Source organism: Streptomyces blastmyceticus, from assembly GCF_039521185.1.
GTDB classification, from domain to species: Bacteria; Actinomycetota; Actinomycetes; order Streptomycetales; family Streptomycetaceae; genus Streptomyces; species Streptomyces blastmyceticus.
Genome location: NZ_BAAABW010000031.1, coordinates 1 through 14999 on the forward strand (window position 1 = coordinate 1; position 14999 = coordinate 14999).

The window sequence follows — 14999 nt, forward strand, 5'->3', positions numbered from 1 at the left end:
TCCAGCCCGTCCGGCGTTTGAGGACGCTCCCGCAGGGAGCTCCCGCCGCAGGCGGCAACGGACCCGCAGCCGGGGGTCTGGGGCACGCGCCCCAGTTTCGGGAAGGGGCGGGGCTGGGGACAAAGCCCGCCGCAGGCGCAGCCGTGCCGCACCATGGATCCGTGATCGAGACAGCGCAGACCCCCACCGGCGAAGCCAGAATCCATTGGTTCCGCGCCCCGAGAGCGAGGCTCACGCTCGCTCTCGGCCACGGCGCCGGCGGCGGCGTCGAAGCCCGCGACCTCCAAGCGATCGCCGCCACCCTCCCCACACACGGGATCACCGTCGCCCTCGTCGAACAACCCTGGCGCGTCGCAGGCAAGAAGGTTGCCCCCGCGCCGAAGACGCTCGACGCCGCCTGGACAGCGCTGTGGCCCGCGCTGGCCGGGCCGGGGCGGCCGGTCGTCGCGGGTGGTCGCAGCGCCGGTGCCCGCGTCGCGTGCCGCACGGCGAAGGAGCTCGGGGCGGTCGGCGTGCTCGCGTTGAGCTTCCCGCTGCACCCGCCGGGCAGGCCGGAGAAGTCCCGCGCGGAGGAACTGGCCGGCACCGGGCCGCTGCCCACGCTCGTCGTCCAGGGTGCGAAGGATCCGTTCGGGCGCCCGGAGGAATTCCCGTCCGGCACCGGGCTGGTCGCCGTCCCGGACGGCGACCACGGCTTCGCCGTACCGAAGAAGGCGGCCATCGGCCAGGACGGCGCCCTCGCCGTGATCACCGAGGCGGTCGCCGCGTGGCTCGCCGGGCTGCCCGGCTGACCCGTTCGGCCGACGCCGCGGAAAGCGCCCCGCGCTCCGGGAATGCGCGACCGGATACCGCTGTTGTGCACAACGTCACCACGCACTGGCACGACAGAGGAATGGGAGCTCGCAGCATGGGTTCGACCGCATGCCTGTCCCGCCCGCAGACGGCTGACCTGGGATGGTCCGCACTGCATGTGGCGCAGCCCGCTTCCGCTGGAGCGGCGGACGGGCCGGATCGTCGTCTATTCTCCGATTCGAGCGGACCCGTTTCCGGATCCGCCAGGGTGTTGGAGGAGGTGGGTCCGGTCGCTGGGACCGACGAGGGGACGACCGATGGCGGCGCCGGTGTCGAATCCGCCGCCGAGAGCACCGCGGCACGCAACGCCCGCTTCGAGCGGGACGCTCTGACCTTCCTCGACCAGATGTACTCGGCCGCCCTGCGCATGACGCGCAACCCCGCTGACGCGGAGGACCTGGTCCAGGAGACGTATGCCAAGGCGTACGCCTCCTTCCATCAGTTCCGCGACGGTACGAACCTCAAGGCGTGGCTGTACCGCATCCTGACCAACACGTTCATCAACTCCTACCGCAAGAAGCAGCGTGAGCCCCTGCGCAGCGCGTCGGAGGAGATCGAGGACTGGCAGCTCGCCCGCGCCGAGTCGCACATGTCGACCGGTCTGCGGTCCGCCGAGTCCCAGGCCCTGGACCACCTCCCCGACTCCGATGTCAAGGAGGCCCTTCAGGCCATTCCCGAGGAATTCCGCATAGCGGTCTATCTCGCGGACGTGGAGGGCTTTGCCTACAAGGAGATCGCGGACATCATGGGTACGCCCATCGGCACGGTCATGTCCCGGCTGCACCGGGGCCGCCGCCAGCTGCGCGGAATGCTGGAGGATTACGCCCGCGAGCGCGGTCTGGTCCCGGCCGGTACAGCTCCGGTGCCGAACGGTTCCGACGAGTCGCACAATCGGAAAGGCTCGGACTCATGAGCTGCGGAGACCCGCACGAGACGGACTGCTCTGAAGTCCTCGACCATCTCTACGAGTTCCTCGACCACGAGATGCCCGACGGCGACTGCGCCAAGTTCGAGGTGCACATCGACGAGTGCTCCCCGTGCCTGGAGAAGTACGGCCTGGAGCAGGCGGTGAAGAAGCTCGTCAAGCGCTGCTGCGGCCACGACGACGTCCCCGCCGACCTCCGCTCCAAGGTCATGGGCCGCATCGAGATGATCCGCGCCGGACAGGCGGTGCCGGACCACGACGTGGTGGCCGAGGCCCGGGCGGCGGAGGCGGCGCGCAAGGTCGCGCAGGACTGACCGCGCGCTCCCCGGGCCCGGCAAGGAGCCGTTTCGGTCGGCCCGTCCCCTGGGCAAACACCCTCCTGGGGCAACATCACCCGAAGGTGTGCAACCGGTCGGTTCGGCCGGGGTAATACCCGAATGCGCCGTTCCAGGGCGTCCCCTCAGCCTATTCTCCCCATCCTGACGGCAAGCTGGCCTGCTTCGTACGGGACGGGGAGGACGCGCCATGTGGGCACTTCCGGCGGTGGCACGCGGCTGTGTCGCCTGCGCCGTGGTCGCCGCGGCCCTTTGTGCCGCGCCCGCCGTGCGGGCCGGAACCGCGGCCCCCTGGGCCGCGACCGCCCTGCTCGCCGCCGTCTGCGCGGCCTGCGAGCGACTGCCCCGCCGCACACTGACGTTCCCCGTCCTGCTCGCCGGCGCGTTCCTGCTGCCCCCGGCCGCCGCCGCGCTCGTCGCCGTGCCGGGCGCCCTCGCGGGCCGCGTCGAGCAGCGCCCGGTGTGGGTGCGGCGCTGGTGGCACGCCGCCCAGCTGTCGCTCGCCGCGTGCGCCGCCTCGTACGTCTTCGCGCTCACCGCCCCGTCCGGCGCCGCGTTCACCGCCGCGCTGCCGCCCGCCCTCGCGGCGGCACTCGCCTTCTCCCTCGTCGCCGCCGTACTCGACGGCGTCATCCGGTACACCGCCGAGCGCCGCTCGCCCCGGGCCGCCTGGGGCGGCCTGCTGCCGGGCGCGCTGCTGCCCGCGCTGGTGCACGGGCCGACGGGCCTGATGACGGCGGTGCTCTGGCGCAGCGCGTACGGGCCGCTGGCCGCCCTGCTCGTCCTGCTGCCGATGTCCGTCTCGTCCTGGTTCCTGGACCGCTACGAGCGCGAGCGCGCCGCCCATCAGGCCACGATCCGGGCCCTGGTGCAGGCCGTCGACCTCAAGGACCGCTACACGCGCGGCCACAGCGAGCGCGTCGGCCGCGCGTCGGTGCTGATCGCCCGCGAGCTGGGCATGGCGGGGGAGCGGCTGGAGGCGCTGCGCTTCGCGGGCATCCTGCACGACATCGGCAAACTGGGCATCCCCACCCGGCTGTTGCGCAAGGACGGACCGCTGACCCCCGAGGAGCGGCGCGTCATCGAACTCCACCCGGAGTACGGGCACGAGATGGTCCGCGGTATCGGCTTCCTGGACGAGGCGCGCGCGGCGATCCTCCACCACCACGAGCGGCTGGACGGCAGCGGCTATCCGTACGGGCTCAGCGGCCGGCAGATCCCGCAGTTCGCGCGGATCGTGGCCGTCGCCGACGCCTTCGACGCGATGACCTCCACCCGCAGTTACAGCCGCGCCCGGCCGGTCGCCACCGCGATGGCGGAGCTGCACCGCTGCTCCGGCACCCAGTTCGACCCGCACATGGTCGAGGCGCTGGAGGCCGCGCTGGAGCGCCACGGCTGGCACCCGACCGTCACCTCGGAGGGCTCTCTGCTCACGGAATGCATAATTCTGCCCAGCGGAAACGTCCCTTCTGCGCGGGATTCGGTCACCGGAGCGACCCTTCACGGCGGCGAGGGATGATGAGCGCACCGTCGGAACCGACGAAGACCTCGAACGCCGCCCTGGTCGTCCGCTGGGTGCACGCCGCCGCCGCGGCCGCCGCCGTGACCGCGCTCGCGTGGACCGCGCGCGGCGGCGTGGCGCAGCCCCAAGTGGCCCTCGCGTACGGCGTGTTGATCACCCTCGGCGAGGCCGTGCGGCGCCGCCCCACGGCCGCCGCCGAGGCCCGTGAGACCGCGCCCGTCGGAGCCGCCGGGGCCCTCGCGTACGCCCTGCTCGGCGAGGTCGGCGGGCGGCCCACCACGCACGGCCCGGCCCAGGTCGTCGCCGTCGTCCTCGCCGCCACGCTCGCCGGCGCGCTCGGCCGCCCGCCCGCGCGCGACCACCTCGCGCGCCGCCTGCTCACCACCGGCTTCGCCGCCGTCTGCTTCCAGCCTCTGCACAACACCGGCGTCCTCGACCGCTGGCCCGGCCACAGCCCGTACTACGCGCCGTTCCTGCTGCTCCTGCTCGCCCTCACCGCCCTGTGCGACGCCGTCCTGGCCGCCGCCCTGTCCCGGGCCCGCACCGGCGGACCGTACGGCCCGGCCCTGCGCGACGAGCTGCGCGCCCTGCCCGGCATCGGCACGGCGATCTGCGCGACCGGCGTCGTGATGGCGCTCGCCGTGGCCGTCGCCGGGCTCTGGGCGCTGCCCGTCTTCTGCCTGCCGCTGCTGCTCACGCAGCTGTCCTTCCGCCGCTACACCGCCGTGCGCGCCACCTGCCACCAGACCATCGCCTCCCTGGCCCGCTCCACGGAGATCGCGGGCCACACCCCGGCCGGGCACGCCCGCAGGGTCGCCGCGCTCGGCCGCGCCACCGGCCGCGAGCTCGGTCTGGCCGAGGCGGATCTCACCGTTCTGGAGTACGCGGCGCTGATGCACGACATCGGCCAGCTCTCGCTGCTGGACCCCTTGCCCGCCGGGGCGACCGAGCCGCTGCCGCCCGCCGAACGCCGCCGGATCGCCCTGCTGGGCGGCGCGGTCGTCCGGCAGACCGGCGTCCCCTCCGAGGTCGCGGTGGTCGTGGAGCGGCAGGCGGACCCCTTCCGCGAGCAGCCGCTCACCGCCCGCATCGTCCGCACCGTCAACGCCTACGACGACCTCGCCGGGAGCGCCGCCTGCGGCCCGCTCGGCGCCCTGGAGCGGCTGCGCCTGGCCACGGCCCACGACCACGATCCCCAGGTCGTCGAGGCCCTGGCCCGGGTGCTGGCGCGGGCCCCCTGCCCGCCCAGGACCCCGCCCCCGGACCCGTAGAAGTCCCGGCAAAGCCCGCGCGGCCGCTGAACCCACGGGTAATGAGCGGGCGTCCAAAGGGGCATGGTTGGATGCGAAGAGAAGAAAACGACACACAGAGCGCGGACTACGGGGGGTGCCGCGCGCGTCGCCCTCGAGGAGTGGCGGGCGCAGCTTCCCGGAGCAGAAGAGATGTGGCAGGTTGTCGTCAGGGAGGACGGCGACCGTCACCTGGGTCATCCGGCGTGGTCGCACGCAGAAACCGGCAGGCGGGAATCGTGAGGATCTTCGGCAAGGTACGGCATCGGCCTTCCGCCTCGTGGCGGCAGGCCACCGACCGTGCTTTCACTTTGATCGGCGACGGCCGGTACGAGGACGCGGGCGCGCTGCTGACCCGTGCCGCCGACATGGAGCCGTGGCTGTCCGAGTCGTGGTTCAACCTCGCACTGCTGCACAAGTTCCGGCACGACTGGGAGCAGGCCCGCGCCGCCGGGCTGCGGGCCGTCGCCCTGCTGGACCGCGAGGCGGGCGCCCCCGACTGGTGGAACGTGGGCATCGCCGCCACCGCCCTCCAGGACTGGCCGCTGGCCCGCCGCGCCTGGCAGGCGTACGGCCTGCGGGTGCCCGGCGAGGCCGCCCCGGCCGGTGAGCCGGTCGGCATGGAGCTGGGCAGCGCGGCCGTACGGCTCTCGCCGGAGGGCGAGGCGGAGGTCGTCTGGGGCCGCCGGCTCGACCCGGCCCGGATGGAGGTCCTCTCCATCCCGCTGCCGTCGTCCGGGCGGCGCTGGGGCGAGGTCGTGCTGCACGACGGCGTCCCGCACGGCGAGCGGGTCACCGCCGCCGGGCCCTCCTATCCGGTCTTCGACGAGATCGAGCTGTGGGCCCCCTCGCCCGTGCCGACCTGGGTGGTCCTCCTGGAGGCCGCCACCGAGGCCGACCGGGACGCCCTGGAGCGGCTCGCGGCCGACGCGGGCTTCGCCGCCGAGGACTGGTCCTCCTCCGTGCGGCTGCTGTGCCGCACCTGCTCCGAGAGCCGGATGCCCAGCGACGAGGGCGACGGCGAGCACCTCGACCCGCACGACCACAGCGAGCCGGGCCACCCGGGCCCGCTGGGCCACCGCACGGCCGGTTCCGGCTCGCTGTGGGTGCCCGAGCGCGAGTGCGGCATCGCCGCCCCGGCCGGCCTCGTGCGCGGCCTGCTCGACGGCTGGGTCGCGGACAGCCCGGACACCCGGGAGTGGCGGGATCTGGAAGAAGTCTGCTGAGGTGCGCCCGTGGCCCCCTTACTCTGTACAGGCATCCTTTTTCCGGATTTTGACTTCCGAATTTTGCAGAGAGGCGTAACGGCGGCATGGCGCAGCAAGAGACCGATCAGCCGGTGACCGGCGAGTTCATCGTGGACACCGAGGACTGCGAGGAGCGCGAGCTCGCGCACCGCGAGCGTGGCACGTCCCGCCCGATCACCGTCGTCGGCAACCCCGTGCTGCACAAGGAGTGCAAAGACGTCACCGAGTTCGGCGACGAGCTCGCGCAGCTCATCGACGACATGTTCGCCAGCCAGCGCACCGCCGAGGGCGTGGGCCTGGCCGCCAACCAGATCGGCGTCGACCTGAAGGTCTTCGTCTACGACTGCATGGACGACGAGGGCGTGCGGCACGTGGGCGCCGTCTGCAACCCCGTCCTGGACGAGGTCCCGGCCGACCGCCGCGTCCTCGACGACTCCAACGAGGGCTGCCTGTCCGTCCCGACCGCCTACGCCGCGCTGGCCCGCCCGGACTACGCGGTCGTCCGCGGCCAGGACGCGAAGGGCAACCCCATCGCGGTCGAGGGCACGGGCTATTTCGCGCGCTGCCTCCAGCACGAGACGGACCACCTCTACGGCTACCTCTACATCGACCGCCTCTCCAAGCGCGACCGCAAGGACGCGCTTCGCCAGATGGCGGAGGGCACGCCGCGCTACGAGGTCGTCCCCAACGACTGAGCACGGCCGCACGCAGACGCTCCGGGGCGGTTGAGGACGGGAGGTCCTCAACCGCCCCGGAGGTTCAATGACAGCTCCGGGCCGGACCGCATCGCGACGTCGAGCGCGGGGCTGGCCGTGAGGATGCCGGACTGCAGGCGCCTGAGCCTGGGCGACGGCTCGATGCCGAGATCGTCGCGGAGCGCCTCGCGCAGCAGGTGGTAGATCTCCAGCGCCTGGCCGACGCGGCCCGAGCGGTAGAGCGCGATCATGTAGTGGGCGTGCAGGTTCTCGTGGGTGGGGTACTGCGCGACCAGCGAGCCCAGCTCGAAGAGCAGCTCGTGGTGCAGCCCCAGGCGGAGCTCGGTCTCCACGCACTGCTCCAGCGCGGTCAGCCGGCGCTCTTCGAGTCCCGCGACGGCCGCCTGCAGCTGGGGACCGGGCCGTACGTCCACCAGTGTGGGCCCGCGCCACAGGCCGAGGACGCTGCGCAGCACCCCCGACAGCCGGCGGTCGTCGCCCGCCGCGTGGGCCAGCCGCGCCTCCTCCAGCGCCTCCTCGAGCAGCGCCACGTCGAGCGCACCGCGGGCCACCCGCAACCGATAGCCCAGAGGCCGCGTCGAGAGCGTGTCCTTGGCGGCTTCGAGCGAGCCGATGGACGGCGCCGCCGCGAGGGCCTGGCGGATGTGGAACACACGCGTGTGGACGCTCTGCACCGCACTGCGGGGTGCGCCGGAGGGCCGCAGCTCGTCGAGGCATGTCTCCAGCGGCACGGGCGAGTTGGCGTTGATCAGCAGCAGCGCCAGGAGCTGCCGGGTCTTGGGGGCGGTGGGAAGCTCGACCACGCCGTCGTCCCAGGCGGTGAGCGGTCCGAGCACTGCGAACTCCGTCGAATTCCCGGACCGTGGAACGGCGCGGCCGACCAAGGGGATCTCCGATTTCGAGGTGTGGGGGAGGGGTTTTCGGTGTGTGCGTTTCCGGTGTGTGCGGGGGAGAGCCGGGAAAACCCCGGGCCGACTGCCCATAAACCGCCCGAGCGGTTTGCTCACTTGCTGTAACCATAGGTCAGCCGACGGTTCGCATGCCATGTGCACGCATCGTGATCATGCTCATAGATCGGGGCCCGGACGGCTGGGTATACGCCTGGGTTTCCCCGCCCGTACCGGCCGCGGGCCGTCGTAATCCAAAAAGTAGGGAACCGTTAGGCGCTGCTGATTCGCTGGGCCCACCGCCTGCGCCGGGCGCAAACCCGGACGGAATGAAAGGTCCCGCCGATGCCCGACTGTCTCGTCATCTTCGACTGTGACGGTGTGCTCGTCGACAGCGAGACACTCAGCGCGCAGGTGATGCGCGCGATGGCGGCGGAAGCCGGCCTGACCGTCGCGCGCGAGGACGCCCTTCCGCTGATCCGGGGGCGGAAAGTCGCCGAATGGGTCGCGGAGTTGGGCGAAGGTCTCGGCCGCCCGCTGCCGGACACCTTCATTCCCGAATTCCGCCGGCGCACGGCCGTCGCATTCGCCGCGGAGTTGCGGGCGGTGCCGAATGTCGAGCAGGTCCTGCGCGCACTCGCCCTCCCGTTCTGCACGGCGTCGAGCGCACCGGCCGAGAAGGTCCGTCTCACGCTCGGACTCACCGGCCTGCTGCCGTACTTCGAGGACCGCATCTACAGCGCCTACGACGTCGGCGCCTGGAAGCCGGATCCCGGTCTCTTCCGCCACGCGGCCGCGGACATGGGGGTCGCCCCCGAGCGGTGCGCGGTCGTGGAGGACAGCCTGGTCGGGGTGCAGGCGGGGGTGGCGGCCGGCATGACCGTCTTCGGATACGCGCCGCCCGGCAGCGGCACCGACGGGCCGCTGCGGGACGCCGGGGCCCTCACCTTCGCCTCGATGGAACGGCTCCCCGCACTGCTCGACGCGTGGCACGCGCGGATGACGACACGGCGGACCGGCGGCGGAAGACGGGCCGCCTCTTAGCCAAGGCCGCCCCAACAGAGCCCAGAAAGGGTACACGGCACGTGCTGAGCATCCTGGAACAACTCCAGCAGACCAACCCGTCCGCCGAGATCTGGTGGGATTCCTCGCCGCTGGACTTTCCGCGCTGGCGCGCCTCCTTCCTCGAAGGGGCGCGGGACGAGACCGCGCGCGGCCGCTGGGCTGCCCAGCTCGACCGCTTCCTGATCCCCGGAAGGCCCACCGGCTCGCTCGTACGCGGCGTCACCACCAACCCCTCACTCGTCGCCAAGAGCGTCCTGGCCGCCCCCGACCTGTGGGCCGCCGAGATCCGGGAACAGATCCGATGTCAGAGGTCACCCGACATCGAGGGGACGTTTGCACTCCTCTACGGGGAGGCCGTGGGCCGCGCCGCCACCGCGATGCTGCCCCTGTGGGAGGCCACCGACGGGCAGTACGGCTGGGTGTCGGGCCAGCTCGACCCACGCCACATGTTCGACGCCGAGCGCATGCTCGACCAGGCGCTGCGGCTCGCCCGCAGGGCACCCAACCTCATGGTCAAGGTGCCGGGCACGCTGCAGGGGTACGACGTCGTACGGCAGTTGGTCGCCCGCGGCATCTCCGTCAACAGCACCCTCTCCTACACCGTGCCGCAGTTCGTCTCCTGCGCCCGCGCCGTGCGGGAGGGGCTGGAGCAGGCCCGCCGTGAGGGCACGGACACCTCGCGGTGGCGCGCTGTCTTCACCCACATGATCGGCCGGTTCGGATCGCAGGGCGACCTGCCGGCCGAGGCCGCCACCCGGGGCATCGAGCTGAGCCCCGCCGACGTCCGCTGGGCCGAGATCGCGGTGGCGAAGCGCATCCACCGGATGATCCAGGAGGACGGACTCCCGGTGAAAATGCTGCTGTCGAGCCTGGAGACCGACGACCCGGCCCGGGGAATGTCCTCGCTGAGCATGCACCTGGAGCAGAGCGCGGGCGGCGCCATCGCCTATACCTGCAAGCCCCAGTTCATCGCCGACATCATGCGCCGCGACGGCGAGTTCCGGGGTTTCGACGCGCACGCGATCGACGGGGACGTCCCGCCGGCCGTATGGGAAAAGCTGATGCGGCTGCCCTCCTTCCACCGGGCCATCACTCCGCACGGCATGGCCCCCGAGGAGTTCGCCAGTTACGGGTCCTTCGTGAGCACGTACAGCGAAGTCATCCGGAACACCCGGCGGCTCATCGACTTCGTCGCGCACCAGCTGGAGCTGTCGCCGCCCCGCGAGGACGCGCTCCTGGTGTCCGGATCCATCGGATAGCCACGCCCACGAGGGCACATCAGCACGACGAAAGATTTCGGGAGAACGCCCAATGCACACCTCAGTCGCCCTGTGGAGCCATCCGCGGTCGATGTCGACGGCGCTGGAGCGCTCGTTCATGGAACGCGGCGACTTCAAGGTCTTCCACGAGGCCTTCGCCTATGTCTTCTTCATGCACGAGGAACGCGCCGAGATCCCCCACAAGAATCCCGACCCCGACCACCCGCGGACCTATCCGGACGTCAGGGACATGATGGAGCGGGCCCGGCTGGAGAGGCCCGTCTTCCACAAGGACTTCCCCTATCACGCGCTCGACCATCTGCTGGCGGACCCGGAATACCTGCTCGGGCAGGTGAACACCTTCCTCATCCGGGACCCCGAGGAGGCCGTGCTCTCCCACGCCACCGTCCACCCCGGCGTGACCCGCGAAGTGCTCGGCTACCGGCAGCTCGCGCGGCTCTTCGACGCCGTCCGCGAACTGACCGGCACGACACCGGCCGTCATCAACGCGGCGGACCTGGCACGGGACCCCGACGGCACCATCGCCGCCTACTGCGACGCCGTCGGCATCCCCTTCATGCCCGAGGCACTCACGTGGTCCGCGGGCGAACGCGCCGAATGGACGACCTGGAGCGGCTGGCACACCGACGTCACCTCCAGCAGCGGATTCCAGCGGCCCGAGCGCAAATACCGCTTCTCCTACGACGAGAAGCCGCACCTGCGCGAATTCGCCGACTACTGCCGCCCCTATTACGACCACCTCGACCAATTCCGCATTCAGCCGGCCCTGGAGGCAGCACAGTGAGCATCAGCAAGGTCATCGTCACCGGCGGCGCCAACGGCGTGGGCCGGGCCCTGGTGCGCCGGTGCCTGGACGACGGCATGACCGTCATCGCCTGCGACATCGACGAGCCGGGCCTCAAGGCGCTCGCCGACGAGCACGCGGGCCGCCCGCTCGACACCCACGTCTGCGACGTCGCCGACCACGCGGCCTGCGACGCCTTCATGGACCGCGTCCTCGCCGACCACCCCGACGTGGACGGCCTGGTCAACAACGCGGGCCTCTACCTGGGACAGCCCGTCTGGGACTACGACGACCCCACGATGGAGCGGGTCGTCGGCGTCAACGTCATGGGCCCGATCTGGCTCTCCCGCCGGTTCGCCGGACACCTGCTGCCCGAGAAGCGGCGCGGCGCGATCGTCAACCTGTCGTCGGTCGCCGGAGAGGTCGGCAGCTCCGACGCGCTGTACGGCACGGTCAAGGCCGGCGTCATCGGCCTCACCAAGTCCAACGCGATGAACTTCGCCCCGTACATCCGGGTCAATGTCGTCTCGCCCGGCCTCATCGTCAATACCGCGATAGCCGACCGCATTCCCGGCTACCGCTATGCCGAATACAAGCGCCAGGAACAGCTCGACGGGGACATCCTCCCCGAGGACGTGGCCAATGTCTGCGCCTATCTTCTGAGCGACCATTCGAAGACGCTCACCGGGTCACTGCTGCGCGCCGACAACGGCTGCTACCCGCGCTGAGGATCCGATGAGCCCTGTTGGACCCTATGGGAATGGAGTGGAGCAGTTGACGAAGAGCGCGGAGAAGAAGCCGCTCATCATGGTGCTGGGCATGGGCGACCTGTCCACGCGGTTGCTCAACATGCTGCTGGGCAACCCGGCCACCAACCGCGTGGTGCTCGCCGGGCGCGACGTCGAGACCGCCCGCAGGCGGGGCAACCTCGCGCGCTTCACCGCCACCAATCTTGGCCTGGTCGGTGAGGTCGACGCGGTCCACATCGACCTTTACGACGTCGACGCGACGGCGGAGACGCTCGCCCGGGTCCGGCCCGACATCATCTTCATGGGCGCCTCGCTCCAGTCCTGGCGTGTCATCACGGGGCTGCCCAAGGAGACGTTCGAGGAGCTCGACGAGGCCCAGTTCGGCCCCTGGCTGCCGATGCACCTCACGCTCAACCACCTCCTGATGCGGGCGGTGCGGGCCTCCGGCACCGGCGCCAAGGTCGTCAACGCGGCCTTCCCCGACGCCGTCGGGCCCGTACTGGACAAGGTCGGCCTCGCCCCGACGATCGGCGTCGGCAACGTCGCCAACATCGTCCCGGCCCTGACGTACGGCTTCGCCGACGTGCTCGGCGCGGACCCGGCCGGCCTGGAGCTGCGCCTGGTCGCCCAGCACTACTTCAGCCACTACGTGCCGCGGTTCGGCGACGCCGGGAAGGGCGCCTACCACCTCAGCGTCCGCGCAGGCGGCAGGCCGGTCGGCGAGGACATCGACCACACCACGGTGTTCGCACGGCTCGACGGCCCGCTCAAGCGCCTCGGCGGCATCGACGGGCAGCTGCTCACCGCCTCCTCGGCGGCCAGGGTCCTCATCGGCATGGCCACGGACAGTGGCGTCCTCGCCCACGCGCCGGCCCCGGCCGGGCTGCCCGGCGGCTACCCGGTCCGGGTGGGCGCCGAGGGCGGAACGGTCGATCTCGACGGCTCCCTCACGCTCGACGAGGCGATCCGCCTGAACGAGGACTGCCAGCGCGCCGACGGCATCGAGCGGATCGACGACGACGGCACGGTGACGTTCACCGAGCCCGAGATGGCGATCATGAAGCGGCTGATCGGGTACGAGTGCCGCACCATGAAACTCGACGACACTGCGGGCTGGGCCGAGGAACTCGGCGCCAAATACCGGGATTTCCGGAAGAAGTTCGCCTGACCCGGACGACGGACGGCACACCGGTGCCGCTCACCGCGTCCCCCTCCGACCAGAAAGATGACGATGACGGAAAGTTCGACGGACTTCGCGGGTGGCACCACGATATCCGGGCAGGTGGCACCGGAGGAGTACACGAGCCAGTACAAACCGACGCTGGTGGACCGCTGGGACGATCTCATCGACTGGGACCGCCGCAAGGCGAGCGAGAACAACTTCTTCGTCGAGCTGCTGAAGGAAGCCGAATCCCGGCGGGTCCTCGACGCGGCGGCCGGCACGGGTTTCCACTCGGTCAGCCTCGCCGAGGCCGGATTCGAGGTGACGGCGGTCGACGGCAGCCGGAAAATGCTCGACCGGGCGGCGGCCAACGCCCGCCGCGAGGGCCAGAGTTTCGAGATCATCCACACGGACTGGCGCGGTCTCGGGGAGAATCTCGACGGCCGGTACGACGCCATCGTGTGCCTCGGCAGCTCTTTCCCGCACCTCTTCGACGAGGCGGACCGCCGCGCGGTCCTCGCCGAGTTCTACGAGGCGCTCAACCCCGGCGGCATGCTCATCCTGGACCACCGCAACTTCGACGCCATCCGGGCCCACCGGTACAGGAGCAGCGGGAACTTCTACTACTGCGGCACCGGCGCGAATGTCTCGGTCGCCCATATCGACGAGAACCTCTGCCGGTTCCGGTACGACTTCCCCGACGGGGCGACGTACCACCTGGAGGTCTATCCCGTCCTGAAGGACGAACTCACGGGTCTGCTCCTCCAGTCGGGATTCGACACGACGCAGACCTTCGGGGACTTCCAGGAAAAGTTCGACATCTTCGCGTCGGACTTCATCATCCACGTGGCACGGAAGGCATGAGCGACAACGTGACGGCGGGCCGGCGGCAGACCGGCCCGCTCGGTGGTCTGGTCATCACGGTGCTGCTGACGAGCTTCGTCGCGGCGACGTACGGCTTCGGTTTCTACCTGTTCTCCCAGCTCGTCACGGACATGCGGCGGGACCTCGGCTTCGGGTACACCGCCGTGGGCACCATCACCGCCGCGGGCCAGCTCGGATTCCTCGTCTTCGCCATGATCGGGACCTGGCTCGCGTCCCGCATCGGCGGCGGCCAGGTCACCATCGGCTCGGTGGCCCTCTGCGCGATCTGCCTGCTGCTGCTGCCGATGACCGACAGCATCGTGGTCATCGGCATCCTGCTCACGATCCTCGGCGGCACCGCCGCCTCGGTGTATGTGCCACTGGTGGAGATCGTCGGCCGGGTCATCGACTACAAACACCGGGGCAAGGTGCTGGGCCTGGTCTCCAGCGGCACCAGCTACGGCGTCTTCGTCAACAGCCTCCTGGTGCCGTCCTTCGTGGCGGACGGCGACTGGCGCGGCCTCTGGTACGTGGTCGGCTTCGGCACTCTCATGGTGACGGTCGTGGCCACGGTCACCTTCTGGCGCCTCGGGCTGTTCCGGCCCGACCCGGCGGAGGCGGAACAGGCCGCAGAACAGCGGGCGGAGCAGGAGGCCGACGGCGGCAAGGGCGGCGCGCTCTCCGGCGTGCGCATGGTGCTCGTCCGCTGGGTGGTCATCATCTGGGTGATCAAGTTCATGAACGGCTTCGCCTTCATGCCGTTCCAGAACTACCTCTCCCCGTACCTCCGCGAGGGCCTCGGCTTCGACATCGACTTCGCGGCCCAGGTGTGGGGCGTGATCGGCATCATCGGCATGTTCTCCGGATTCGCCGTCGGCTGGCTCTCCGACAAGATCGGCGTCCGGGCGTCCCTGCTCATCTGCTACGGATGCTTCTTCCTCTCGTCGATGCTCCTCGTGCTCGCCCCCGTGGGATATCTGCCCATGGTCTCCGGGGTGTTGTTCGCCGTCGCCTTCTACCCGATCTACGGCCTCGTCCCGGCGTACGTCTCCAAGACGGCCAAGGGAACGGCCGCCACCGTCATCTTCGGCGTCACGAACGTGGTGCAGGGCGTGGGCGGAATCGCCGGCAACTACACGGCGGGCGCGCTGAAGAACCTGACCGGCGACTTCATGTGGTACTACGTGCTGATCGCGTTCGCGACCGTCGCGCTGGGCGTGCTGACGCTCCAACTCCCGCCGGAGGGCTCGGACGAGAACGCGACGGAGAAGAAGCCGGTGGGCAAGGCGGCCGCCGTGCCGGCCGGAGGAGGAACCGAATGA

The 14999-nt window shown here is 70.9% G+C and carries 15 protein-coding genes; 14 read left to right on the top strand and 1 reads right to left on the bottom strand.

Annotated elements, in window-relative coordinates; all coding sequences use genetic code 11:
- Nucleotides 1-161: 161 nt before the first annotated feature.
- The 7 genes from ABD269_RS29695 to def all read left to right on the top strand — a co-directional run bounded on the left by ABD269_RS29695 (nt 162) and on the right by def (nt 6865).
- Nucleotides 162-791: an alpha/beta hydrolase family protein gene (locus ABD269_RS29695; protein WP_344122886.1), complete on the top strand. Its 630-nt coding sequence runs from the start codon at nt 162-164 to the stop codon at nt 789-791.
- A 281-nt stretch (nt 792-1072) separates the two neighbouring features.
- Nucleotides 1073-1765 carry a sigma-70 family RNA polymerase sigma factor gene (locus ABD269_RS29700; protein WP_344122888.1) on the top strand — a complete coding sequence of 231 codons (693 nt, stop codon included), beginning with the start codon at nt 1073-1075 and terminating at the stop codon, nt 1763-1765.
- Nucleotides 1762-2091: a mycothiol system anti-sigma-R factor gene (rsrA, locus tag ABD269_RS29705; protein ID WP_116213800.1), complete on the top strand. Its 330-nt coding sequence runs from the start codon at nt 1762-1764 to the stop codon at nt 2089-2091. Before ABD269_RS29700 ends, rsrA begins: the two co-directional genes overlap by 4 nt.
- A 211-nt stretch (nt 2092-2302) precedes the next feature.
- Entirely contained in the window at nt 2303-3631 is a 1329-nt protein-coding gene (locus tag ABD269_RS29710; protein ID WP_301892503.1) for an HD-GYP domain-containing protein, read from the top strand.
- Nucleotides 3631-4905: an HD-GYP domain-containing protein gene (locus ABD269_RS29715; protein WP_344122893.1), complete on the top strand. Its 1275-nt coding sequence runs from the start codon at nt 3631-3633 to the stop codon at nt 4903-4905. The genes ABD269_RS29710 and ABD269_RS29715 overlap by 1 nt, the downstream gene beginning before the upstream one ends.
- 257 nt (nt 4906-5162) lie before the next feature.
- Entirely contained in the window at nt 5163-6149 is a 987-nt protein-coding gene (locus tag ABD269_RS29720) for a tetratricopeptide repeat protein (RefSeq protein WP_116215906.1), read from the top strand.
- 86 nt (nt 6150-6235) lie between these two features.
- Nucleotides 6236-6865, top strand: coding sequence for a peptide deformylase (gene def, locus ABD269_RS29725; RefSeq protein WP_301892498.1), 630 nt, complete (start codon nt 6236-6238; stop codon nt 6863-6865).
- Between the two features lie 47 nt (nt 6866-6912).
- Here def and ABD269_RS29730 read toward each other — a convergent pair whose 3' ends face one another.
- Entirely contained in the window at nt 6913-7722 is an 810-nt protein-coding gene (locus ABD269_RS29730) for an AfsR/SARP family transcriptional regulator (RefSeq protein ID WP_344122897.1), read from the bottom strand.
- Between the two features lie 396 nt (nt 7723-8118).
- Between ABD269_RS29730 and ABD269_RS29735 the strand changes: the two genes are divergently transcribed.
- From ABD269_RS29735 to ABD269_RS29765, 7 genes are all read left to right on the top strand, one after another.
- Nucleotides 8119-8817, top strand: a complete 699-nt coding sequence (locus tag ABD269_RS29735) for an HAD family hydrolase (RefSeq protein ID WP_344122899.1) — start codon at nt 8119-8121, stop codon at nt 8815-8817.
- A gap of 41 nt (nt 8818-8858) precedes the next feature.
- Nucleotides 8859-10097: a transaldolase family protein gene (locus ABD269_RS29740; RefSeq protein WP_344122901.1), complete on the top strand. Its 1239-nt coding sequence runs from the start codon at nt 8859-8861 to the stop codon at nt 10095-10097.
- A 52-nt stretch (nt 10098-10149) separates the two neighbouring features.
- Entirely contained in the window at nt 10150-10902 is a 753-nt protein-coding gene (locus tag ABD269_RS29745) for a sulfotransferase-like domain-containing protein (protein ID WP_301892490.1), read from the top strand.
- Entirely contained in the window at nt 10899-11630 is a 732-nt protein-coding gene (locus ABD269_RS29750) for an SDR family NAD(P)-dependent oxidoreductase (RefSeq protein WP_301892488.1), read from the top strand. The genes ABD269_RS29745 and ABD269_RS29750 overlap by 4 nt, the downstream gene beginning before the upstream one ends.
- 46 nt (nt 11631-11676) lie before the next feature.
- A complete protein-coding gene (locus ABD269_RS29755; RefSeq protein ID WP_301892487.1) occupies nt 11677-12819 on the top strand; it encodes a hypothetical protein in 1143 nt (380 codons plus the stop codon).
- Between the two features lie 63 nt (nt 12820-12882).
- A complete protein-coding gene (locus tag ABD269_RS29760) occupies nt 12883-13677 on the top strand; it encodes a class I SAM-dependent methyltransferase (protein WP_301892485.1) in 795 nt (264 codons plus the stop codon).
- Nucleotides 13674-14999 (top strand): MFS transporter, encoded by a 1326-nt coding sequence (locus ABD269_RS29765; protein WP_344122906.1) that lies wholly within the window; start codon nt 13674-13676, stop codon nt 14997-14999. Before ABD269_RS29760 ends, ABD269_RS29765 begins: the two co-directional genes overlap by 4 nt.